17 protein-coding genes are annotated in these 23,773 nt (G+C 61.6%); 8 read left to right on the forward strand and 9 right to left on the reverse strand.

Annotated features, from left to right (window positions below):
* Nucleotides 1–88: 88 nt before the first annotated feature.
* Both NJC40_RS09485 and aptA read right to left on the reverse strand, forming a co-directional pair.
* Nucleotides 89–385 carry a cupin domain-containing protein gene (locus tag NJC40_RS09485; RefSeq protein ID WP_253142602.1) on the reverse strand — a complete coding sequence of 99 codons (297 nt, stop codon included), beginning with the start codon at nucleotides 383–385 and terminating at the stop codon, nucleotides 89–91.
* Nucleotides 386–1,732, reverse strand: coding sequence for an omega-aminotransferase AptA (gene aptA / locus NJC40_RS09490; RefSeq protein WP_253142603.1), 1,347 nt, complete (start codon nucleotides 1,730–1,732; stop codon nucleotides 386–388).
* A 125-nt stretch (nucleotides 1,733–1,857) separates the two neighbouring features.
* On the opposite strand from aptA, the gene NJC40_RS09495 reads away from it, so the two are divergent.
* The 7 genes from NJC40_RS09495 (at nucleotide 1,858) to speA (ending at nucleotide 11,380) form a co-directional block, all read left to right on the forward strand.
* A complete protein-coding gene (locus NJC40_RS09495; RefSeq protein WP_253142604.1) occupies nucleotides 1,858–2,769 on the forward strand; it encodes a LysR family transcriptional regulator in 912 nt (303 codons plus the stop codon).
* Between the two features lie 238 nt (nucleotides 2,770–3,007).
* The gene (locus tag NJC40_RS09500) at nucleotides 3,008–5,335 is read left to right on the forward strand and encodes a TonB-dependent siderophore receptor (protein WP_253142605.1); all 2,328 of its coding nucleotides are present in this window, start codon (nucleotides 3,008–3,010) and stop codon (nucleotides 5,333–5,335) included.
* Nucleotides 5,336–5,404: 69 nt separating this feature from the next.
* Nucleotides 5,405–6,898 (forward strand): class I SAM-dependent methyltransferase, encoded by a 1,494-nt coding sequence (locus tag NJC40_RS09505; protein WP_253142606.1) that lies wholly within the window; start codon nucleotides 5,405–5,407, stop codon nucleotides 6,896–6,898.
* 306 nt (nucleotides 6,899–7,204) lie between these two features.
* On the forward strand, nucleotides 7,205–8,275 hold the full coding sequence (locus tag NJC40_RS09510) for a DUF2333 family protein (RefSeq protein ID WP_045487043.1): 1,071 nt from the start codon (nucleotides 7,205–7,207) through the stop codon (nucleotides 8,273–8,275).
* A 3-nt stretch (nucleotides 8,276–8,278) separates the two neighbouring features.
* Nucleotides 8,279–8,836 carry an NUDIX hydrolase gene (locus NJC40_RS09515; protein ID WP_373568487.1) on the forward strand — a complete coding sequence of 186 codons (558 nt, stop codon included), beginning with the start codon at nucleotides 8,279–8,281 and terminating at the stop codon, nucleotides 8,834–8,836.
* Between the two features lie 162 nt (nucleotides 8,837–8,998).
* Nucleotides 8,999–9,370, forward strand: a complete 372-nt coding sequence (locus NJC40_RS09520) for a translation initiation factor Sui1 (RefSeq protein ID WP_045487045.1) — start codon at nucleotides 8,999–9,001, stop codon at nucleotides 9,368–9,370.
* 96 nt (nucleotides 9,371–9,466) lie between these two features.
* Nucleotides 9,467–11,380, forward strand: a complete 1,914-nt coding sequence (gene speA, locus NJC40_RS09525) for an arginine decarboxylase (protein WP_045487048.1) — start codon at nucleotides 9,467–9,469, stop codon at nucleotides 11,378–11,380.
* Nucleotides 11,381–11,588: 208 nt separating this feature from the next.
* On the opposite strand, the gene NJC40_RS09530 is transcribed toward speA, so the two are convergent.
* The 6 genes from NJC40_RS09530 to NJC40_RS09555 all read right to left on the reverse strand — a co-directional run bounded on the left by NJC40_RS09530 (nucleotide 11,589) and on the right by NJC40_RS09555 (nucleotide 22,053).
* The gene (locus tag NJC40_RS09530) at nucleotides 11,589–12,518 is read right to left on the reverse strand and encodes an IS110 family transposase (protein ID WP_253143071.1); all 930 of its coding nucleotides are present in this window, start codon (nucleotides 12,516–12,518) and stop codon (nucleotides 11,589–11,591) included.
* Nucleotides 12,519–12,864: 346 nt separating this feature from the next.
* On the reverse strand, nucleotides 12,865–15,339 hold the full coding sequence (locus NJC40_RS09535; protein WP_253142844.1) for a TonB-dependent receptor plug domain-containing protein: 2,475 nt from the start codon (nucleotides 15,337–15,339) through the stop codon (nucleotides 12,865–12,867).
* Nucleotides 15,340–15,492: 153 nt separating this feature from the next.
* Nucleotides 15,493–17,748 (reverse strand): TonB-dependent receptor, encoded by a 2,256-nt coding sequence (locus tag NJC40_RS09540; protein WP_253142843.1) that lies wholly within the window; start codon nucleotides 17,746–17,748, stop codon nucleotides 15,493–15,495.
* 325 nt (nucleotides 17,749–18,073) lie between these two features.
* Entirely contained in the window at nucleotides 18,074–19,642 is a 1,569-nt protein-coding gene (locus tag NJC40_RS09545) for a hypothetical protein (protein WP_253142842.1), read from the reverse strand.
* A gap of 66 nt (nucleotides 19,643–19,708) precedes the next feature.
* Nucleotides 19,709–21,439 carry a DUF8225 domain-containing protein gene (locus NJC40_RS09550; protein ID WP_253142841.1) on the reverse strand — a complete coding sequence of 577 codons (1,731 nt, stop codon included), beginning with the start codon at nucleotides 21,437–21,439 and terminating at the stop codon, nucleotides 19,709–19,711.
* Nucleotides 21,440–21,558: 119 nt separating this feature from the next.
* Complete coding sequence (locus tag NJC40_RS09555) at nucleotides 21,559–22,053, reverse strand: hypothetical protein (protein ID WP_045487064.1); 495 nt, start codon at nucleotides 22,051–22,053, stop codon at nucleotides 21,559–21,561.
* Nucleotides 22,054–22,195: 142 nt separating this feature from the next.
* On the opposite strand from NJC40_RS09555, the gene NJC40_RS09560 reads away from it, so the two are divergent.
* The gene (locus NJC40_RS09560) at nucleotides 22,196–22,678 is read left to right on the forward strand and encodes an Lrp/AsnC family transcriptional regulator (protein WP_173426683.1); all 483 of its coding nucleotides are present in this window, start codon (nucleotides 22,196–22,198) and stop codon (nucleotides 22,676–22,678) included.
* Nucleotides 22,679–22,711: 33 nt separating this feature from the next.
* Here NJC40_RS09560 and NJC40_RS09565 read toward each other — a convergent pair whose 3' ends face one another.
* Nucleotides 22,712–23,770 (reverse strand): ABC transporter substrate-binding protein, encoded by a 1,059-nt coding sequence (locus NJC40_RS09565; RefSeq protein ID WP_045487067.1) that lies wholly within the window; start codon nucleotides 23,768–23,770, stop codon nucleotides 22,712–22,714.
* Nucleotides 23,771–23,773: the final 3 nt, after the last annotated feature.

Consider the following 23,773-nt stretch of genomic DNA (forward strand, 5'->3'; position numbering starts at 1 on the left):
TCGTCGGAAGGGGCGTCAGCTTCAGGCGCAGAACGTCTTCGTGCCTGAAGCTTTGATCAATCTGGCAGCGCTGGCTGCCAGCTGGCTATTAACGCTGCGGTTTGAGTTCGGTCTCGACGAATACCACTTCATGGTCACTGGCGTTGATCACATTGTGTTCAACACCGGCTTTGCGAAAGTAGCTCTGCCCAGCTCCCAAGGGCGCGTATTTATCGCCCTCTGGGGTTTCCAGCAGCAAGGTGCCGCTGGTCAGCGGCACCACCACATAGTCATAACCATGGCGATGCAAGCCAGTCTCGGCACCCGGCGCAAAGCGCCACTCGGTGATGGTCACCTGCTCGTTATCGACCTGTACCTTTGGCACGGCCTGTGTACGCAGGCTCACTTACTTGATGCCCTGTAAAGCCTGACCAACGGCATCGAACATCCGGTCCAGATCCTGCGGCTGGGCGTTGAAGGTCGGGCCGAACTGCAGGGTATCGCCGCCAAAGCGTACATAAAAGCCGGCTTTCCACAGCGCCATGCCCGCTTCGAACGGACGTACGATCGGGTCGCCGTCGCGGGGGGCCAGTTGCAGGGCGCCCGCCAGCCCGCAGTTGCGGATGTCGATCACATGTTGCGCGCCTTTAAGGCCATGGATGGCGTTCTCGAAGTGCGGTGCCAGTTCGGCGGATTGCTGCACCAGGTTTTCCTTTTCCAGCAGCTCCAGCGAAGCGATACCGGCCGCGCAGGCCACCGGGTGCGCCGAGTAAGTGTAGCCGTGGGAGAATTCGACCGCGTGCTCGGGCAGGTTCTGGCTCATGAAAGTGTTGTAGATCTCGCTGCTGGCGACGACTGCGCCCATCGGGATGGCACCGTTGGTCACCTGCTTGGCGATGTTCATGATGTCCGGGGTGACACCGAAGTACTCGGCGCCGGTCCATTTACCCATGCGGCCAAAGGCCGTGATCACTTCGTCAAAGATCAGCAGGATATTGTGCTGGTCACAGATCTCGCGCAGACGCTTGAGGTAGCCCACCGGCGGCACGATAACACCGGCCGAGCCGGACATCGGCTCGACGATGACCGCCGCGATGTTCGAGGCGTCATGCAGTTCGATCAGTTTCAGCAGTTCATTGGCCAGCTCGACACCGCCGGTTTCAGCCGCGCCTTTGGTAAAGGCCAGATGCGGCTGCAAGGTGTGCGGCAGGTGATCGACGTCCATGAACTGGCCGAACATCTTGCGGTTGCCGCCTATCCCGCCCAGTGAGGTGCCGGCGATGTTCACGCCGTGATAGCCGCGGGCGCGGCCGATCAGTTTGGTTTTCTGTGCCTGGCCTTTCAGGCGCCAGTAGGCACGCGCCAGTTTCACCGAGGTGTCGGCGCTCTCGGAGCCGGAGCCGGTGAAGAACACATGATCCAGGCCGGCCGGGGTCAGACTGGTGATTTTCTCTGCCAGCTTGAATGACAGCGGGTGGCCGTACTGGAAGGCCGGTGAGTAATCCAGGGTGCCCAACTGTTTGGCTACCGCTTCCTGGATTTCCTTGCGCGAGTGACCCGCGCCGCAGGTCCACAAACCTGACAGGCCGTCATAGATGCGCCGGCCCTGGTCATCAATCAGCCAGCTACCTTCTGCCCCGACAATCAGGCGCGGGTCGCGCTTGAAGTTGCGGTTGGCCGAAAACGGCATCCAGTGGGCGTCCAGCTTGAGCTGACTGGCCAGCGAAGGGGTTTGCTGCAGAGCCTGATTCATGAGGTGAACCCTGTTGTTATGAGGGGTTATGGATGACGACAGCTTGTGCCTGCGCAATGGGTGAGTTAAATCTATATCTTCTAAAGTTAAGTTATTGAATGGCTCACCTATGAGGCGTGAATCCCATGGCGCGTAAACCGCCGCTCAGCCAGGTGAGTGATTTCGACCTGCGCCTGCTGCGGCTTTTCAAAACCGTAGTCGAGTGCGGCAGTTTTTCCGCAGCCGAAGGGGCATTGGGCATCAGCCGCTCGGCGATCAGCTTGCACATGAGTGATCTGGAAAAGCGCCTGGGCATGCGGCTTTGCCAGCGCGGCCGGGCCGGTTTTGCCCTGACCGATGAGGGCCGTGAGGTACTGCGCGCCAGCGACACGCTGCTGGCGGCCATCGAAGGCTTTCGCAGTGAAGTGAACCTGATGCACCGGCAACTGCGCGGTGACCTGAACATCGGTATCGTCAACAATCTGGTCACCCAGCCGAAGATGCGTATCACCCGGGCACTCAAGGCCGTGCGCAGTGAGGGCGCCGGGGTGCGCATCAATCTGAGCATGAGCACCCCGGGCGAGATCGAACGCGGCCTGCTCGACGGCCGTCTACATGTCGGCGCCATCCCGCTGATCGCCCCCTTGTCGGGGCTCGATTACACCTGGCTCTACGAAGAACGTTCCAACCTGTATTGCAGCCATGACCATCCGTTGTTCGCCCGCGCCGCCTTGGTGAGCAACGAAGAACTGCAGGATTTCGATGCCGTGGTGCCCAGCTACCGGATGACCGCCGAGGCCATCGGCCTGCATCAGTTGCTCAACTGCGTGGCTTCGGCCAGTGACCGCGAAGGCATCGCGTTTCTGATCCTCACCGGTAGCTACATCGGCTATTTGCCTGACCATTACGCGGCAGTGTGGGTCGAGAAGGGGCTAATGGCAGCACTGTGCCCGGAGCGATTGTTCTTCGAGACCCGGCTGGCGATTGCCACCCGCAAGGGGCGCCGCCAGAACCTGGTGCTGGACCACTTTCTCGAGGCGTTGCAGCACTCGCTTTAGAGGGTTTCTTGTTTGCGCGGGGCAAACATGTGCGTGACAGCGGTCAGTTGTCTTCCAGAGCTGTGTAAATAACGTAAAAACAATTTACTCCTATATGAGATTAAATATCATTCCGCCCGTTGGAGCGGCGGGGAAGCCTCTGGAGCAAGGTTTCAGGCACTATTAAGCAGGTTTGGATAAAGCCTTTTCCGCCGTTTTTCTGCCCGTCTCGGGCGCACGATCAATGGGGAAGATGGGCATGAATCCGAAGTACAAGCCTAACCTGCTGGCGTCAGCCATCGTTCTGGCCTGCAGTGCGCCGGTCGGCGCTGCCGGAGTGATCGGCGCAGCCGCTGACGAAGTCGTCAAACCGGACAGCGTACTGCCTGCCGATGGCTCGCCAGAGGCGCTGGAACTGGGCGATACCCATGTCATCGGCACCGCCGAGCAGGAACTCAAGCAGGCGTCGGGCGTGTCTATCATCACCGCCGAAGACCTCAAAAAGCGTCCGCCGGTCAACGATATTTCCGAGATCGTGCGCAAGATGCCCGGCGTCAACCTGACCGGCAACAGCACCACCGGCAGCCGTGGCAACAACCGGCAGATCGACCTGCGCGGTATGGGGCCGGAAAACACCCTGATCCTGATCGACGGCAAGCCGGTGACTTCGCGTAACTCGGTGCGCATGACCCGTACCGGCGAGCGCGATACCCGTGGCGACAGCAACTGGGTGCCGGCTGAAATGATCGATCGCATCGAGGTGCTGCGCGGCCCGGCGGCGGCCCGTTATGGTTCCGGCTCCATGGGCGGGGTGGTCAATATCATCACCAAGCGCCCGACCGACAAGCTGCAAGGCTCGATTACCGCTTACACCAACCTGCCTGAAGACGACGCCGAAGGGGTGACCAAACGCACCAATTTCAGCCTCGCCGGCCCGCTGACCGACGCCCTGAGCTTCCGGGTCTACGGCAACCTCAACAAAACCGATGCCGACGATCTGGACATCAACTGGGCCAAGACCGATGCGGCAGCGGCGGCTGATGGTATTTCGCCGACCTACGCTGCCGGTCGTGAAGGGGTGCGTAACAAGGACATCAACGGCCTGCTGTCGTGGCGCCTGGATGAAGCGCAGACCATCGACTTCGAAGCCGGCTACAGCCGTCAGGGCAATATCTACGCGGGCGACACCGGTGGCGATGCGATCAACGACTCGGCGGCCCTGCAAGAGCGTATTTCGGCGCTGTATGGCCGTGAAACCAACACCCTGTACCGTCAGACCTACTCGATTACCCATCAGGGCGATTGGGCGTTCGGCACCTCGAAGCTGACCGCGCAGTACGAAGGCACCCAGAACCGCCGCCTGCAGGAAGGCTTGTCGGGCGGCAGCGACGGCAACATCAACGCCGATGCCAGCGAGATCACCAGCGATTACGACAGCTTCCTGGTCAGTGGTGAGGTGAACATCCCGCTGGAGATGCTGGCGCATCAAGTGCTGACCATCGGCGCCGAATGGAACCGGCAGACGCTCGATGACCCGTCGGCGCTTAATCAGACCGTCAGCGGTGCCGGCTCCGGCGGTTCTGCGCTGCCTAATTCGGTGGCCGGGTCGCGGCCGACCGATATGGACGCAACCATCGCCGCCGTGTTCATCGAGGACAACATCGAACTGACCCCGGACTGGATGCTGACCCCCGGCGTGCGCCTGGACCACCATGACCAGTTCGGCTCCAACTGGAGCCCGAGCCTCAACACATCGTACAAACTGACTCCCGATATCACCCTCAAAGGCGGTATCGCCCGGGCCTTCAAGGCGCCGAACCTGTACCAGTCCAACCCCAACTACCTGCTGTTCAGCATGGGCATGGGCTGTGATCCGACCTTCAACCTCGGTGGCGGGTGTTACATCCTGGGCAATGACAGCCTTGAGCCAGAAGTCAGCGTCAATAAGGAAATCGGCATCAGCTTCGATCGTGATGGCTGGAGCGCAGGCCTGACCTACTTCCGCAACGATTACGACAACAAGATCGCCTCGGGTATTACCGTGCGTGAACTGGCCACCGGCGGCACCAACGCCTCGCCAGTGCTGCGTTGGGAAAACGCCACCGACGCGGTGGTCAAGGGCTGGGAAGGTAACCTGACCGTGCCGTTGCTGGGCGAACGTGGCGAGACGCTGAGCTGGAGCACCAACTTCACCTATATGGATGAAAATGCTGATCGTACCGGCCAGCCGCTGTCGGTGATCCCGGAGTACACCATCAACTCGTTCCTCGACTGGCAGGCCACTGACAAGCTGGCGCTGAACCTCAATGCCACCTGGTATGGCAAACAGGAGCCGCGTACCCTGAACCCGACCCTGCCGTCTTCGGGGCCGATCACCGCCGCCAATGCCTTGTCCACCCGTGACCCTTACCACCTGTGGGGCGTGGGCGGCAGCTACGAGTTCAGCAAGAACCTGTCGGTGGGTGCCGGTATCAACAACCTGTTCGACAAGCGGATGTACCGTGAAGGGCAGGGCACCAGTCAGGGCGCCAACACCTACAACGAGCCAGGCCGTTCGTTCTACGCTTCGGTTACCGCTTCGTTCTGATGATCCGGGCGTTACCGCCTGCAATGACCGCTTCGCTGTGAGGCGGTCTTTGCGTTTTCAGGAATCACCATGAGTTCTGCCAGCTACCTCACCGACGTTGCCTACCCGCATCACTTCCAGACCCAGGCCACCCCCAACTGGCTGGCCTTTGTTGCCACCGCGCTGGGCCGTGCGGTGCCGGATATCAGCCGCGCTTACCGCAGTTGTGAACTGGGTTGCGGGCAGGGCTATGGCGCCGTTATCAACGCCGCTGCCAACCCCAACGGGCACTTTGTGGCAGTGGATATCAACCCTCGGCATATTGCGCATGGGCGCGCCTTGGCCGCTGCGGCCGGAGTGGCCAATATCGAGTTTATCGAGGCGAACTTCCGTGATTTCGCTGAATCTTGTACGCATGATGCATTCGATTTTGTGATCAGCCACGGGGTCTACTCCTGGGTCAGCCCGGCGGTGCAAGGCGAGATGCGCCAGGCTGTCGCGCAGTTGCTCAAGCCCGGCGGGCTGGCTTACCTGGGGTATATGAGCCAGCCGGGGTTGTTCTTCCTGGGCCCGTTGCAGCAGTTGTTGCGCCGTCATGTGCAAGGGGCGACGGGCAGCCTTGAGCAGCGAGTCAGCGCTGCCCTGAACCTGCTGCAAGGCATGGCCAGCGCCCGCGTGGGATTCTTCGCCGAGCACCCGCAGGCCAGCATTTACCTGCAAAGCTTGGCCAGCCGACATGTGCATTACGTGGCCCATGAGCTGCTCAACGAACACTGGAGCTCGATCAACAGCGGCGAACTGATCGAGCAAATGAGTGAACTGGCCTGTGACTTCATCGGCAGCGCCACGGCGCTGGAAAACATCGACGAAGTCTCGGTGCCGGGCAACGTCCTGGCGCTGCTCAATCAACTGCCCGGTGTCGCCGAGCGGGAATTGTTCAAAGACTTGGCACGCAACCAGTCGGACCGTTGCGACCTGTTCCAGAAGCGCGGTGTCGCAGCACTGACCACCGGCCAGCATCGTCAGGCGCTGTGGCAACAATGTGTGACCCGCATGCCCGGCGCGCCGCTGGCCGGGCCAATCGAATTCGATACCCGGATCGGCCCGGTCCAGGGACCGGCCGGGTTGTTCGGGCCGTTGCTCAAGGCGCTGGCCGATTATCCACAGACCTTCGCCAGCCTGGCCGGGCTGCCAGCGCTTGGTGGCCAGACCGGCGCGATCAGCCCGGCCTTGCAAATGCTGGCCTGGGCTGGCCATGTACATCCGCTGCTGCCGGGCGAACTGGACGTCGAACGTTGCCAGGCCCTGAACCGGGTGATCAGCGAACGCGCGCTCAAGGGCGAAACCTACCAATGGCTGGCCGCCCCGACCCTGGGCTCGGCAGTGGCTGCCAGCCCGCTGCAGATGCTGCTCGCACGGGTCCTGCTGGACTACCCGCAATTGCGCGGCAAGCTGCTCAAACAAACCGTACTGGCCAGCGCCCGGCAACTGGATATTCACGCCACAGAAGTTGGACTGGACGCCGAACTGGAAGCGTTCGAACGACAAGTCTTGCCGGTATGGCAACAACTGGGCGTGGTTTAAAACAGAGGGAAGTTCGCCCGCAGGGCGGACCCAAGCCAGGAGCAAGCGCTTTGGTTCCTTTGGCGCCCCAAAGGAACCCGCCCGTCGGGGCGGAACCCGCGGTCCAGTCAACCGCGGCAAAAAGCCTTGCACAGATCGCGGATAAATCCGCTCCTACGGCCATTTACCGAAGTCGCATTGCGACGCCCAATCGCTGCCCAGCGACCTGCACACCGACAAAAAACACACAATGGGTGCCGGGCAAACGCACCTTGGGGTAAGGTTGCGGTCACAGCTTCTGAGCCCAACCACCGAAAGGACCCTGACATGCTGGATTGGAAAAACCGCGCAGGCAGCGCGGACGAACGCCCTGCCGACACGGCTGCGGTCAAAAGACGCGGCTATCTGGGCGGGATCTTCTTCAGCCGCGCCCTCGGCGTACTGGTCCTCATCTACCTGTTAGTGACCGCTCTGGTTGGCTGGTACTGGAGCAACGAACCGGGCCTGTTTCCGGTCCAGCAGAACGCCCAGGCCGCCGCCGAGCGTGAAGGCAAACAGATGGTGATCGGCTACACCACCGTTGAAACCCTCAAATCGGTGACCGGCACCCTGCTCAACAAACCCGGTGGTTACCTGGCCAACGACCGCTTTCCACCAGGGGTGTGGCTGGACAACATGCCGAGCTGGGAATACGGCGTACTGGTCCAGGTACGTGACCTGAACCGGGCCCTGCGCAAGGACTTTGCCCGCTCCCAGTCGCAATCGACCGAAGACGGCGATCTGGCACGTGCCGAACAACTGTTCAACTTCAATGATCGCAGCTGGATCATGCCTTCCAGCGAGTCGCAGTACCAGGAAGGGATCAACGCCCTGAGCCGTTACCAGGCTCGTCTGGCGAGCCAGAACGGTGCGCAGTTCTATGCCCGCGCCGACAACCTGAACAGCTGGCTGGGTGATGTCGGAACCCGCCTGGGCTCAATGTCCCAGCGGCTGTCGGCCAGTGTCGGCCAGGTCAAGCTCAATGCTGCTGCGCGCACCGACAACATCAACGTCAAGCCCGGTGAAGTATTGAAGGTTGACGAAGAAGTGGTCGAAACCCCCTGGATGCAGATCGACAACGTGTTCTACGAGGCCCGTGGTCAGGCCTGGGCGCTTTCGCATTTGCTGCGCGCCATCGAGGTCGACTTCGCCGACGTGCTGGCCAAGAAGAATGCCACGGTCAGCGTCCGCCAGATCATCCGCGAACTGGAAGCGTCGCAGGCTGCGGTGTGGAGCCCGATGATCCTTAACGGCAACGGCTTCGGCGTGCTGGCCAACCACTCGCTGGTAATGGCCAACTACATCTCGCGGGCCAACGCCGCGGTCATCGACCTGCGTCAGTTGCTGTCGCAGGGTTGAGTGGTGAGTGAGTCAGTGACTACGCTGGAACAGGAGGCCGCTCATCGGGCGGCCTCCGACGCTGAGCTGGTGGCCTGGGTTGATGAACAGGACCGCCTGCTCGGCGGTGTGCCGCGTGCCGAGCTGCGCGACAAGGGTCTGATCGGCCGTGGCACCTTCATCCTGTTATTCAACTCTGTCGGCGAGCTGTGTGTGCATCGTCGCACCTTGAGCAAAGCCGTTTATCCCGGCTACTGGGATGTTGCGGCCGGCGGCATGGTCCAGCCGGATGAAACTTACGCTGAATCAGCGGCCCGCGAACTCGAAGAAGAGCTGGGGGTGGGCGGTGTGGCGTTGCGAGATCACGGCCGTTTCCTGTTTGACGAGCGCGGCAACCGGCTTTGGTGCGCGGTGTTCTCGGCGGTCTCGGACAGCCCGTTGCGGTTGCAGCCAGAAGAGGTCCTGGAAGCCTGTTTCCTGCCCATCGAGCAGGCTCGGCGCCTGAGTGAACAAAAGCCTTGCTGCCCCGACTCGCTGGTGGCGTTGCAGACCTATCTGCAGCAGGTCGCAAAAACCCAGTAAATTGCCGCATTCCGGCCCTTAGCAATCAGGAAATTTGCCGTTACACTGCGCGGCCTTCGGGCAGTGTCGTTGCCCGATCAGCGCTGCCCCTGCCAGAGTGGGGCTTCGCGGCCGCAGGTCCCCTGACGGTCCAGTGTTCAGTCCTCAAGCCGAGGATTTCCCGTGGTCAAGAAAGCCGCTTCCTTCGCAGCCCTCGGTGGGCTGGTGTATTCAACTGACGCCGGGCGCCATTGCCCCGATTGCAGTCAACCCGTCGATGCCTGTATCTGCAAGCAAACGGTTATCCCTGCCGGTGACGGTATCGCTCGCGTGCGCCGCGAAAGTAAAGGCCGTGGTGGCAAAACCGTAACTACAGTTAGCGGTGTGCCACTGGCTGAAGATGCCCTCAAAGACCTGGCCAAAGCGCTCAAGCAGCGTTGCGGCACCGGTGGTTCGCTCAAGGACGGCGTGATCGAGATCCAGGGCGATCATGTCGAACTGCTGATCGCCGAGCTGGTCAAGAAAGGTTTCAAGGCTAAAAAATCCGGCGGCTGAACCGCGCCGCTGGAGCCAAACCGTCATTTCCGCGCTTTAAACTGCGCCCGGTCGGCCTTTGGCCGACGTTTACCGACTTATAGACAGGGGACTTCGATGTCCGTACGACGCACACGCAAAGACGATGGCAGCCAATGGACCGTGGCGGACAGCCGCAGTGTTTATGGAATTCGCCATTGGGGCGCCGGTTATTTCGCGATCAACGAAGCCGGTCGCGTTGAAGTTCGTCCCAACGGTGCCGGTAGCACCCCGATCGACCTCTACGAGCAGGTCGACGACCTGCGCAAAAGCGGCCTGACCCTGCCGTTGCTGGTGCGCTTCCCGGACATTCTGCAAGATCGCGTGCGCAAGCTGACTGGCGCTTTCGATGACAACATCGCGCGCCTGGAATACCAGAGCCGTTACACCGCGCTGTACCCGATCAAGGTCAACCAGCAAGAAGCCGTGGTGGAAAACATCATCGCCACGCAAAACGTTTCCATCGGCCTGGAAGCCGGCTCCAAGCCCGAGCTGATGGCCGTGCTGGCGCTGGCGCCGAAGGGCGGCACCATCGTCTGCAACGGTTACAAGGACCGTGAGTTCATCCGTCTGGCGCTGATGGGCCAGAAGCTGGGCCACAACGTGTTCATCGTCATCGAGAAAGAATCCGAAGTCGAACTGGTGATCGAGGAAGCCGCCGAACTCAAGCTGGCGCCCCAGGTCGGTCTGCGCGTGCGGCTGTCGTCGCTGGCGTCGAGCAAGTGGGCCGACACCGGCGGCGAGAAATCCAAGTTCGGCTTGTCTGCCGCGCAGCTGCTGTCGGTGGTCGAGCGTTTCCGCAAGGCCGGCCTGGATCAGGGCATCCGGCTGGTGCACTTCCACATGGGCTCACAGATCGCCAACCTGGCCGACTACCAGCACGGTTTCAAGGAAGCGATCCGTTACTACGGTGAACTGCGCAGCCTCGGCCTGCCGGTGGACCATATCGACGTCGGCGGCGGCCTGGGCGTCGATTACGACGGCACCCACTCGCGCAACGCCAGTTCGATCAACTACGACATCGACGACTACGCCGGTGTGGTGGTCGGCATGCTCAAGGAATTCTGCGACGCGCAGGGCCTGCCGCACCCGCATATCTTCTCGGAAAGCGGCCGCTCGTTGACCGCTCACCATGCGGTGCTGGTGGTCCAGGTCACCGACGTGGAGCGCCACAACGACCAGGTTCCCGAAATCGAAGACAAGGCCAGCCTGCCGGAAACCGTGCAGTGGCTGGTCGACCTGATCGATCACAACGACATCGAGATGGTCACCGAGACCTATTGGCGCGCCACGCACTACATGAGCGACATCGCCACCCAGTATGCTGATGGCAAGATCACCCTGGCCCAGAAGGCGCTGGGCGAGCAGTGCTACTTTGCCCTGTGCCGACGCTTGCACAACTCGCTCAAGGCTCGCCAGCGTTCGCACCGCCAGGTGCTGGACGAACTCAACGACAAGCTGGCCGACAAGTACATCTGTAACTTCTCGGTATTCCAGAGCCTGCCTGACACCTGGGCCATCGGCCAGGTATTGCCGATCATCCCGCTCAACCGGCTGGACGAAGAGCCGGTGCGCCGCGCAGTGCTGCAAGACCTGACCTGCGACTCGGACGGCAAGATCAACCAGTACGTCGACGAGCAGAGCATCGAGACCAGCATGCCGGTGCATGCCCTCAAGGACGGCGAAGATTACCTGCTGGGGATCTTCCTGGTCGGTGCCTACCAGGAAATTCTCGGTGACATGCACAACCTGTTCGGTGACACCGACTCGGTGAACATCTACCAGAACCAGGACGGCAGCGTGTACCACGCCGGTATCGAGACCCACGACACCATCGAAGACATGCTGCGCTATGTGCACCTGTCGCCGGAGGAGTTGATGACCCACTACCGCGACAAGGTCGCCAGCGCCAGGATCAGCCCGCGTGAACGCACCCAGTACCTCGATGCCCTGCGGCTGGGCCTGACCCGCTCTTCCTACCTGTCGTCCTGACGGGTATACCCCGGCACGCGAGCGGCCAGTTGGCCCGCTCGCGAATGCCTGTTGGCCGGTAGGAGTGGCTTTAGCCGCAATACTGGTCACTTAGGTACTGTATGCCCCCGGTGGGAGCCAACTGTCTTTCATCATCCCCCGATGAATGGGCATTTTATAATGCCATCGCGGATAGATTCCGCGATGGCGGGCAAAGCCCGCCCCCCATTCAAACCACGTGATCACGCCATGGTGTTCCGTCGCGCACCATGGCGTTCAGACGTATCAGCAGCACCCGCATGCAGGCCACCAGGGCCACTTTCGCGCACTTGCCTTTGGCACGCAGCCTCGCATAGCGCTCCTTGAAATCGGCGTTGTAGCGCACCATCACCAGCGCACACATGTAGGTCGCACGGCGCAGTTTCGTCCTCCCACCGTAGATCTGCCGCTTGCCGGCCTTGCTACCGCTGTCGTTGTTATACGGTGCCACACCGGCCAACGCTGCGATTTGTCCACGACTCAGATCACCCAGCTCTGGCAGGTAGCAGAACAGGCTGGCGATTGTCACTGGGCCTACGCCCTTTACGGCATGCAGCCGCTGCAGCAGTTCTGAGTCGACCTTGCGCGCTTGTGCATCGACAAGTTGATCTACCGCTTTGATCTGCACTTTGAGGCTGGCTTCCAACGCGAGGTAGATGTCCACCACGCTGGGCACTATGGTCTGTTTGATACGGCGCCGGTTGTCGTCACGTTGTTGAAGCAGATTGTTGCGCAAGTTGACCAGCTCAAGCAGGACTTCGCGCTCCTCGTCAGGCTTTGCGAAGCCCTTTGCCTCCAGGCTGGAGGCGAACATGGCCAGCATTTGCGCGTCGATTGGATCGGTCTTGGCACGCTTGCCCATGGCCAGAGCGAACTGACGTGAACGAACAGGGTTAATACGCTGGATCTTGAACCCGGCATTAGCCAGAAGCTTTACCGACAGTTTCTCGTAACCACCGGTGGCTTCAACAAGAACTCGTTCAACCTGATGGGCGCTGAGGTACTCAGCGATGCTGGCGAGACCTTCTTCAGTATTAGGCACACACAGCTCATCGGCTTTGGGAAACAGCGCAACCTGCAGCGTGGCCTTGGAAACATCAATACCGGCATAGGCGGACATGAGTAAAACCTCTAGGATAAAGAGTGAGAGGCGCTTTGGCCTGACTCACGCTTGTTGTTCGAGGTCGGACTCAGTCAACTGTTCGAGCTTTGAGCCAAAGCGGGAAGAGTGGATGGCAGCTTGGCTCCCACACGTGCTCTAGGCACCGCGATTTGTCAGCTTGCCATCCACCCCTCTCACCCCAGACTTTACCTTGATCAAAGACACAAGCGAGCTCTGCTCGCGAAGAGGCCAGTAGATTCACAGCATCTGCTGCGAATGTGCCGCCGCCTTCGCCGGGATGCCGGACCACAGCAACCGGATCGCCACCCGGCTGCTCCTACAGGGCCCGGCAGCATTCAACCGATCAGAAGTCGTAGCTCACGCTCGTGTAGTAGAACGCGCCCTGGGCGCCTTCCGGTGAGGTGATGCTGTACTTCGGCACGCCATACAACTGCGACCCTTCCAGTTTGTCCGGGTGGCTGTCGAACAGGTTGATCGCACCCACGGTCAGCTTTACACCCTTGGCGAAGGTGTATGAGACATCCAGGTCGGTGACCCATTGTGCGCTGAAGGTCTGGTCCAGGGCCGGGTTGGTTGCATTACGGCTTTTCCACTCGCCATAGCGCCGTTGCGCGACGTTCACGCCCCAGTTGCCATAAGCCCAGTTCGCGCCCAGGGTGAACTTGTTCTCTGGCGTGCCTTCCTCGATCAGGCCTTGCGTGTTGCGGCCCACAATCTGCGAACCGCTGATCCCGCCCACATCCCGCAGCCCGGTGATTTTGGTGTCATTCTGGCTGAAGCCGGCATTGAGATTGAGCTTGCCGAATTCATTGAGGTTCAGCCGATAGTTACCGGTCACCTCAATCCCGTTGGTCCGGGTGTCGGCCACGTTAGTGTAGAACGCTGCGCTCTGAATGTTGCTGTACTGGGTGCCGGCAAACACCGGTGCGACCGTGGCGGCGGTCAGTTGGTCCGACAGGGTGATCCGGTTGTCGATCTCGATACGGTAGGCATCGACCGTCACCGAGGCATTTTCCAGCGGTCGCCAGACCAGACCCAGCGAGAAACTGGTCGACTCTTCCGGCTTGAGTGCCTGGCCGCCCAGCAAGCGGGCTTCAGGGCTGTCGGCACGCAGCAGGCGCTGTTGCACCTCGACCCAGTTGCCGCTGCCGGTCGGTTGCTCGACCGCCTGGACGCTGAACGACGACAGGCCGCTCTGCACCAGTGACGGGGCGCGGTAGCCGGTGCTGGCGGTGGCGCGGGCGGCGAGTTGCGGGGTGAAGTCGTAGCGCAGCGACAGCTTGCCGTTGGTGGTGTCGCCGAAGTCAGAGTAGTGCTCGGAGCGCAGCGCGACGCCAGCCTGGAATTTCTCGGTGATCTGCCCCTCGACATCGACATAGCCGCCGAACACCTTGCGCTCCAGCGAGGCCGCGTCAACCTGGGTAATCCCCGAGTAGTAGCCGGCCAGGCGGCGGTTGGTGACCGGGTCCAGGGTATTGAACAGCGGACCGTTGGCCCAGCCTTCGGCTTGCCCCGCACTCAGCTCGTAGTTTTCCTTGCGCCAGGCCACGCCGGCCGAGACCGTCAGCGGCTTGTACAGCAGTCGGGTATCGAAGTCGCGTACCCAGTCCAGGGTCAGGTTGGTCTGGTCGGCTTCACGCTCGCCGGTGTAGATCTTCGATGGGCTGGCGTTGCCGTAGCTGGGGTTGATCGCATTGCGGTCGGTGGACTTGAGCGTGTTGTTGCCGTAGTTCAACGCCAGGTCGAACTTGCCCAGTTGCGCATCCTCCCAGCGCAGGCCGCCGGTGGCCGCGTAGTCTTCAAGGTTGTAGCGGGTGATCGGAATCCGCCCGTCCGGGTAGCGTGCCAGGGCCACGCTGCCGTAGTTGCTGGCCAGGGTGGTGGGTGGGTCGTAGAAGTTTTCCGAGTCGGTGTTCTTGTGCCCGTAGCTGGCAAAACCGTAGGCGGTGAGCGAGTCGCTGAGATTGATTTCGCTGTTGGCAATGAAATTGTACTGATCCGAGACCGCGCCCGAGCCCCAGCGCCAGTTGCGGTAACCGTTGTTCTGTTCGCGGGCGGTGTTGATGTTCGGTGAACCGGCATAAAAAATCCGGTTGTCGTCGCGGGTATCGCTGGCCGGGTCCTGATTGCCGGCGTCGAAGCTCAGGGTCAGGAAGCCGTCGTTGGGTAGGGCAAAGCCTTTCCAGCCGCTGAGTTTGCGTTGCAGACCGTCGCCCTTGTCGTAGCCGCCGAAGCGGTAGCCGATGTTGCCGCCTTCATCGCGCTCCTTGAGCACGATGTTGATCACCCCGGCAATGGCATCGGAGCCGTACTGCGCGGCGGCGCCGTCACGCAGGATTTCCACCCGCTCGATGGCACTGAGCGGAATCAGGCTCAGGTCCACGGCCGCCGCACCACGGGCGTTGACCACCCCCTGGCGGGTGACGTTGGCGCTGGCGTGACGGCGCTTGCCGTTGACCAGCACCAGTACCTGGTCAGAGGCCAGGCCCCGCAGCGAAGCGCCCTGGGCGATGGAACCGGCGAATGCGCCTTGGGGCGATTGCGGAAAACTGAACGACGGCGCAAGTGCCGTCAGCGCCGAATGCAAGTCGTTGGCGCCGGTGGTTTGCAGTTGCTCTGAAGACAGCACATCGACCGGTGCGGCACTTTCCAGTGCGGTGAGGTCACTGCGCCGGGTGCCGACCACCACGACGGTGTCGAGTTTACCGGCGCTGTCGCTGGCTGCCGGGCTTGAAGTTTCTGCGGCCAGCGCGGGCAAGGCCAGGCCGCTGGCGACCAGTGCAATGGCACCGGCCAGTGGGTTGAGACGCACGTTCATGATGACCCCTATAGGGAAAGGCAATTTTTCAGGTACGCAGGAGGGCCGTAGGGGGCGTAGGAGGGGCCGTAGGAGGGGCTTCAGCCCCGAAGCTCCTAAACCCCTAAACCCCTAAACCCCGTTCGCGGATCAAGCCGCTCCTGCCGTTGATCCTCAGAACCGCTGGGTCACCGAGACACCCACGGTGCGTGGGTCGCCGTAGACGATCACGTTCTGCCCGGCGGCGCCGTTGGGGCGGCCGTGAACCTGGTATTCGCGGTTGGTAAGGTTGTTGGCAAAGCCGGTGACGCTGAGTTTTTCGTCCGGGCTGAACCAGGTCAGGCGTGCGTTGGCCAAGGTGTAATGCGGCTGGCTCAGTTCCTTGTCGACACTGCTCTGGCGGTCGGCGAGGAAGTATTCCTTGTCGCGCAAGCTCACGTCGCCGCCCACCACCAGCTTGCCGCCAACCTCAAGCGGTATGGTGTAGTCGGCGCCCAGCGATACCACGTACTTGGGCGAGCGCACGAAGCGGTTGCCGCTGTAGTCGGCGGTCACTGCGCCGGTGGTCGGGTTGACGTTCTTGAAGTCGGTGTATTCGGTGTCCAGATACGACAGCGCGGCGCGCAGGTGCAGGTACTCGGTCGGCTGGCCTTCGAGCTCCAGCTCGGCGCCCTTGACCTTGCCCTTGGCGCCGTTGGTCAGTGCTGTGGTCAGGATGCCGTTGTTGACGGTCAGCAGGTTCACCTGGATGTCGGAGTAGTCGTAGTAGAACACGTTGGCGTTGGCGATCAGCCGGCCCTTGAACCACTCCGACTTCAGGCCCAGCTCGTAGGCATCCAGTTCTTCCGGGTCGACAGTGCTGAGCTGCGCCAGGCTGGTGGACAGGCCGGTGTTGAAACCGCCGGAACGGAAGCCGTGGGCGTAACGGGCGAACACCCGCACGTTGTCGTTGATGCGGTATTCAGGCGTGACGTCGTAGGTCCAGGCGTCCCAGGTCTTGTCGCGCTCGCTGCTGCCGTTCGCCCCGGCGCTGCTCAGCGGGATCAGCGGGCCGGTGGCGGTGGCGCGGGTCAGCTGGGTCAGGTTCAGATCAATGTCTTTCTTTTCCTGGGTGTAGCGCAGGCCGGTGGTCAGGGTGAAATTGTCGGTCAGGTCAAAGGCGACGTTGCCGAACAGCGCGTAGCTGTCGGTGCTGTGGTCAAAATTCAGGTCGCGCAGCACGGTTGCACCGACCTGATTGGAGCCGGTGCCGTTGGGCGAGGTGCCCGGTACGATGCTGCGGATGCCGGAGCTGTCGAGGTCTTCGTGGAAATAATGCGCGCCGGCCAGCCAGCGCAGGCGCTCCTGCTGCGGCGAGGCCAGGCGCAGTTCCTGGGAGTACTGGCGGTACTCGTTGTCGCTGAGTGAGGTGCCGTTGACTTCGTAAGGGGTGTAGTCGCCGTCGCTGACCGATTTGCTGCGGATGTAGTCGTAAGCAGTGATCGAGGTCAGGGTGTAGTCGCCCAGGTGCCAGTTCAGGGTCAGCGAACTGCCGTCATGGTCCAGGCGCGAGCTTTCATTGACGTTGAGCTCGATCCGGCGGCCTTCAGGGCGCTGGTAGCCAACGTTGTAATAAGTGCCGGTCGGCAGCGAACCGTTGCTGCCGTCGCCCTTGTACTCGCGGCTGTGGATTTTCCACAGGGCGTCCAGGTCCGGGGTCAGTTGAGCGAGAAACTGCACGCGGGCGGCTTTCTTGTTGACGTCGCCGTAGGTGTGATCGTTGGTTTCGTTGGTGGTGAAGCCATCGCGCTCTTCGGAGTACAGCGACACCCGTGCGGCGAGTTTTTCATCCACCAGCGCACCGCCCAGCGCGCCGCTGAGAATACGCTCGTTCTTGCTGCCAAAACCGATGGTGCCGTAGCCGTCAGTGTCGAAGCCGGGTTTCTTCGAAATGATATTCACCGCACCGGCGGTGGTGTTCTTGCCGTACAGGGTGCCTTGCGGGCCACGCAGGATTTCGATGCGCTCAAGGTCAAACAGTGGGCCGCCGCCGGCGATAGGCGCATTGAGGTACACGTCGTCGGCGTAGATACCGACCGGATAAACCGTAGCAGCACCGGTATCGCCAGTGCCCAGGCCGCGAATGTACCAGCGCGGACGACCGTCGCCGTCGGGGTTCTTGGCCGCGGCGTTGGGGACGAAGGTGGTGATGTCGTCCACCGTGCGCACGCCGTCGGCGGTGATGCTCGAACCGTTGACCACCGACACGGCGGCAGGCACTTCCTGCACGGTCTGTTCGCGGCGCTGTGCGGTGACGGTCACGGTTTTCAGGGCTGGCGCCGGTTCGGCGGCGGTGCCGTTCTGCTCGGCAGCCCAGGCCAGGCTGGTGCCGCTGCCACCCAGGGCCAGGGTCAGCCAGATGCCCCGGGTAATCGGATTGATCTTCAACATGATGAAATCCCCATAAGACGCAAGAAGTAACGACTGCGCATTCTTGTCGGTGGTGGATGCGCTAGATGCTCAGAGGGGGAATAGCAGGGTCTGTGCCAGTTGCCGAAGCCATGGCCAGAGAAACTTTTTAATTTTTAACTAATTGATTAAAAAGGATTTTTATTTTCATCAGCAGGCCGCGTGGACGGCTTTTGCGGCCGCGCGGCTCATTGCTCGGGCCAGACTGCGTCCTGGCCGTCAGGGGTTGCTGGCGGGCTGCTTCTGGAGCAGCACTGCGCTGCTGGAGGCGAGACAGCCAGGCAGCCAGCGGCTGCCTGTCGAACGCTCAGGGCAAGCTTCTGATCAACGTCGGCTGCTTGGCCGAGTCGGCGTTTTCGAACAAAAACGAGAAATCCGCGGCCAGGCCGCTCTTGCCGGCGATTTTCGCGTTCTTGTGGCAACCGTCGCACGAGACATTCTGAATATAGGTTTCCAGCACGGTGTTGGCCGCCGGAACATTGCCGTCGCTGTTGAAGGTGCCGTACACCAAGGGTGCAGGCGCGTTGGCGCCAGGTTCGGGGCTCGGTGCGGTCGGCGAGCCATCCCACAGGACGTTGATCAGTTTGTAGTACTGAAACACCGACTGGCCGTTGGTCTTGCTGGCAATGGCCTGCTGCACGGCGCTGTTGAGGGCGTTCATGTAGCTGCTCAGCGGGTACTCGCGGCTGACCTGAACCGGCTCGCTGCGCGGGAAGTTATCGGTGCAGCCGGAGGCATTGCAGGTGATGCGTTCCTGGTTGGGGGTGCAGCTGCTGCCTGTGCAGTTGGGGTTGTTGAAGGTGTAGCCGGCCGCCGGCGCCGGGCCGCCGTCGGGGACGTTGTCGACATGCTCGAAGGTGGTCCAGACGAAGTCCGGCAGGCTTTCGGTCTTGTGAATGATGTGCAGGCCGACCAGGCCCACCACTTCCTGGGCGCACTCGCCAGTGTCGGGACGTTGCAGCCAGGTGACGCTGGTCAGGTAGCGCGAATACAGCTGCGGCTTGCCGGTGAGGATACGCCACGCCGCCTTGATCTCGAATGCCCCCAACTGTTCCTGCGCGACCGGTTTGGCGGGCGGGTTGCGAAAGTGGGCGCCAGCTGGCAGCGACAGGCCTTGCGGGCTCTTGCCATCCTGGTTGGTGGCGACTCGTAGCTGGTCGGCGGCGTCATACAGTGAATTGGCGACAATGTAGTCGAACTCGGCCTTGCCAACCTTGCGCTCGAAGTACACCAGATTGCCGGCCTGGTCGGTCAGCCAGCCGCCAGTGGCCTCAAGGGTCGGATCAGGGGTGGTGGCCGGGGTGCTGGAAGAAATATGAAAGCGGTGTCTGGCGCTCACCGCACTTTCGGAGGTGGCGGTCAGAAATTTGCGCGCACCGCTACGCACCGAGCCGAGGCTGGCCCTGGCCTGGCAGCCGACCGGTGCCGGCGCCTGGACGCCCCAGGCGCTGGGCGGCACCGCGCCGGGCAGGAAGATATCGTTGGCATCTTTATAGCTGGACCACAGCGGCGCGATGCTCATCGGCTGGCTGGTATGGGTCGGTACGCCGAACTGGCTGGCAGGGCTGTGCAGGTCTGGCTCGCCGGCCAGGCTCGGGTTGGTTGGCCAGCCTGGATTGACCGGCCAGTTCATCGCGATGAACATCTGCCAGGCGTAACAATTGATGGTTTTCTGCGACAGCAAAAATGGATTGTCGCTGGTCAGAAAGCTGCCACTGTTGGGGTCGAACACCAGCTGCTGTACGCATTGTTCCGGTGTCTGCGGGTTGGCCGCCGCCAGGCTGGTCTGGGCAGTCAGACCCCACGACAGCAGCGCCAGCAAGGTGCCGAGCAGGCCTGCACGGCCTCGTTCGATGAGGGCGGTAAACAAGCGCATGATACTGCTCCCTGCAAGCCGCAGACCCGCGCCAGCGAGTGCGCTGCGCGGGTCCGGCGTGATTGGTTAAAGGACCGGCACGATCGCCAGTGAGCTGGCCCATGGATGCTCGTCAGCACTTGGGTTGGCGGCTTCGGACGGGTTCAGCGCACGCAGTTGCACCAGCCCGGGTGCGGCGTTGGCCGCCACCTTGATGGTCATGACATAGCCTTGGGTACCGTTGGCCGATGTCACTCCCGGAACCGGCGTGGCGTTGGCCAGAAATTCGCTGACCTGCGCTGTCACCCCGGGGTTGGAGAACTCAATGCGCGCCGTTGCGGCGGTGGTGCCGGCGTCGGCGCCTTGCACCACCAGCACGAACTGATGACTGCTGCCGGGCTTGAGCAAGGCCGGCAGGTCGCTGGGCGACTCGCCGTAGAACAGCTCCAGTGGCAGCAACTGCACCGGATAAGGCTGGATCGCCGTGGTGCGGTCAGCCACGCAAGGGGTGATTGGCGGCTCAATGCTGTTCAGTGTGCTGGCCGACAGCGCCACTTTCATCTGGTTGGCAATCTGCCCGATGTACTCGATCGGCTTGCCGTCGATGGTGACGTCGCTGATTGAAAAACCGGCACTTTCCGGGATTTCGAACACCGCATGGAGGATCTGGTCGATGCCGTCAGGGCCTGTACCGGCGCTGCCACGGGTGACTTTCCAGTACTGGCTGACATCCTCGCCCTTGGGGCCTTTCCAGTTCGCGAAGCTCTGCGGCTGCTGCAGATACAGGCCCACCGGGTCGGTCAGGGTGATGCGGTTAGCGCCTGCCAGGCTATTGGCACTGAAACCGATGAACGGGTCGGAGTTACGGAAATTCTGTCCGTACTGTGCACAGCAGATCAGGGTCTGCGCGTTGACGCTGCTGGCGTCGGGACGCTGAATGGTTGCGGCCCCCGCCAGGTAGATTTCGGCGCTCAGGGTATTGGGCCCGGAAGTCAGGTGCAGCGCGCCGCCATATTGGCCGGGAACGCGTGCGGTGCCCGAGTTCCACTTATTGGTCACGTCGTAAGCCGCCCGCCCGGTGGTCGGATCGATCACCGGCTCGCCTTTCTTGCCGGTCGGCTGATCGTAGGCGTAGCGCAGGTACAGGTCCTCAATCACCACCGACGGATCTATGTAGTCCTTGTACAGGCCCAGCACCGCTTCAGGATTGATACGCCACAGGGTCAGGTAATAAGCCGGGTTTTCGCAGGTGAACATGACGCTGCGCAGCTTGCCGTTGGCATCGCGGGTGATCGACCACTCGCAGTATTCGTCCAGCCAGCCACGTGGGCCGGACGGCGAGAACGGCTTGTAGGGGCCGTTCCAGTCGATCTGCGGACAGCGGACGGTTGGCAGGTTGAGCAGGTTGCCAGTGCCTTGCGGGTCATACAGCTTGAGGGCCGTGCCGTTGATGTCGATCTCGCCGTTGTCGGCCAGGGCCATGACCTGTTCCATGCTCAGTGGTTTGCCGCCCAGTTGCGGGTTGGCGGCCGAGCCTGCCTGGGTCAGGTAGACAATCAGGCGGTTGGGGAACGGGGTCCATTCAACCGGCGTTGCGTTGTCGTCGAAGCCCTCGATCAGCGGGTTGTAGTAACCCGCTCGTGGTGCGTCATTGAGGCTGCTCCACGGGTTGCCGATGATCGCCGCCTGGGTCCAGCCATCGAGGTTGTTGCTCCAGTCGGTTTCAAATTGCGGCAACTGCTGCTCCAGGCCCAGTTTCTGGAAGTCCTTCGGGGCCTGCCCGGCGGGCGAGGTGAACTGCTTTAAAGGCGTACTCATGACAACTCTCCAACGGCAAGTGGTGAATGAAAGAGGGAGCAGAAAGCACTACCGGAGGGACTCCGGTCGAAACCTGATGCAGATCCTGTGCATCAGGTCAGCGGCGTGAGGTGTTGAGATCAGAACTGACCGATGCGCCTCGGTGCCTGTTCGGCAAAGAGCGCAGGGGCGCTGCGTGCCTGCTCGCGGCACAGATTCAGGTGGCGCACCGCGAACGGCTTGCGGTCATGGGAATGCAGGCCGGCGTGACCGTGCCAGGGTTGCTCGGGGAGGGGGCGGCGTGGGCTTCGAGCGATGCGTTCGGCGACGTTCATCGGTGCATGGGCATCGATGCGCCAGCCTTGATTGACCCAGCGGCGGAAGATTTCCAGCGAGTCCTCGAACCACACCGACGGGCTCAGCTCAGGATGCGCGAGCGTTGAGGCCGTCAGATGCTGATAGATAAGCGGCGACCATTGCCGGACCGACTCGATCTGACGCAGATTGATGATTTGGCCTTGCGTGGCTTCAATCCAGGAGGGGCTCAGTGCGACTCTTTGCAGCGGCAATTGCCAGCACGATTCACTGACCAGGCGCTGAATATCCGTCGTCCATGTCGGTTTTGTAGCGCTCATCGGTCCTTCTCCGGCCCTGACTGCTTATTGAGCTGACGTTGATTCGCGCAATGATGTTAATTTGAAGGCGCGACGATTTCGTGCAAAGTGCCACCGCGCAGTGGCTGTTTTTTTGCATTTTTTCAGGGAGGACGCAGTAAATATGGCAGATGCGATAGATCTGAGGATTCTGGGGCGCTTACAGAAGGATTGCAGCCAGAGTCTGGAGTTGCTTAGCGACAACGTGGGCCTGTCACCGACCAGTTGCTATCGACGCATCAAGCGCCTGGAGGACAACGGAGTGATCCGTGCCAGGGTGGCGGTGCTGGACGATAAAAAGCTTGGTCTGCAGGTCACGGCCATGTTCATGATCAAGCTCGACAAGGACACCGCCGACATCGACCGGCGCATGCAGCAGATTCTGGCCAGCCGGCCTGAGGTCCAGGAGTGTTACCTGATCACCGGAGAGTTCGACTTCGTGATGGTGGCGAAGTTGCGTGACGCCACCGAATACACCGACTACATCTACAACTTCCTGGAAACCTACAAAGACATCCCGATCAGGACCTACTCTTCGACCCTGGTGATCCGCACGGTGAAGAAGTCTTTCGAGATTCCGCTCAATGGCCTGGACCAGGGCGCGTGAGCTGCCGCAGGCAAATTGCCGGCGGCAGGTCCGTCAGACCGCCAGCCTTGAGGTGGCGCCGATGACCTTTTCCAGCACGCTGAAGTCCACCCAGTCATTGACATTGAAATGCCGCGGGATGAAGTTCCAGCGATAGAGAAAATCGGTGAAGTCTTGCAAGGCGTCGATCGAGCGCCGGTCCAGGGTTGTGCGCAGGCGACGGTGGGCGTCTTCACCGTAGGCGGCGGCCACCCAGTATTCACTGGTGTTCAACTCGCGGGCCAGATAGCGCCGGGTTTCTTCCGGGTTGGCCCAGGCCCATTGCTCGGTGCGCAGCACCACGTCGACGATGCGGGTACAGGCGTCGAAATGGTTCTCGAACAGGTGGGAGTCTACGGTCAGCGCCCTAGGCGTGCCGTTATTGCTGCGGATCAGCGGGTCGGGGTGTGAGCCGGTATCGACCACCACCTGCAAGCCGAACTCGTTGGCCAGGTGCGCGGCATGTGCGCCTTTGAGAAAAATCGCGTCGATATCGCCACGCAGCAGGCCAATCAGTTCGTTATTGCGTTTGCGTACGCTGCCGACGTCCAGGTTCACTTCCGAGCCGTATTTATGGTGCTTGCGCTCGTCGCTGTAGGTGCCGCCGTAGGGGTAATCGACCAGTTCGACATCCGAGACGCTCAGGCCTTCGAGGCGCAGGGCGTTTTCCAGGCCGCGCAGCGCCTGCGCGCGGGTAAAGTCGATCTGTACGTTGGCCCACTTGGGCAGCCCGAAGCGGCGGTTTTTCAGGTCGCGGATGGTTTTTACCCCGCTGTCGATGGTGGTCAGGATCAACTGCACCTCATCGCTCCAGGACAGCCCCAGCAGGTGGGTCGGCACGCCGCTGGAATACGCCCAGATTGCCGGAATGTTGCCGCCATGGCGCACCGAATTGGGCAGGTGGTGGTCGTAGTGGGCTTCGCGGACATCCTGCTCGCTGGACTCACGCAGCGACTGAATGCGCGTGCCGTAGGGCTGGAAAGCTTCGGCCAGCCGGCCGGACTGCACGGCGATGCCCAGCCCGGTGGGGACCGGGCTGTGGGTGTACCAGAGGGTTTCGAGTGATTGGCTCATAAG

It is taken from the genome of Pseudomonas sp. 21LCFQ02 (assembly GCF_024129895.2).
Lineage (GTDB): Bacteria > Pseudomonadota > Gammaproteobacteria > Pseudomonadales > Pseudomonadaceae > Aquipseudomonas.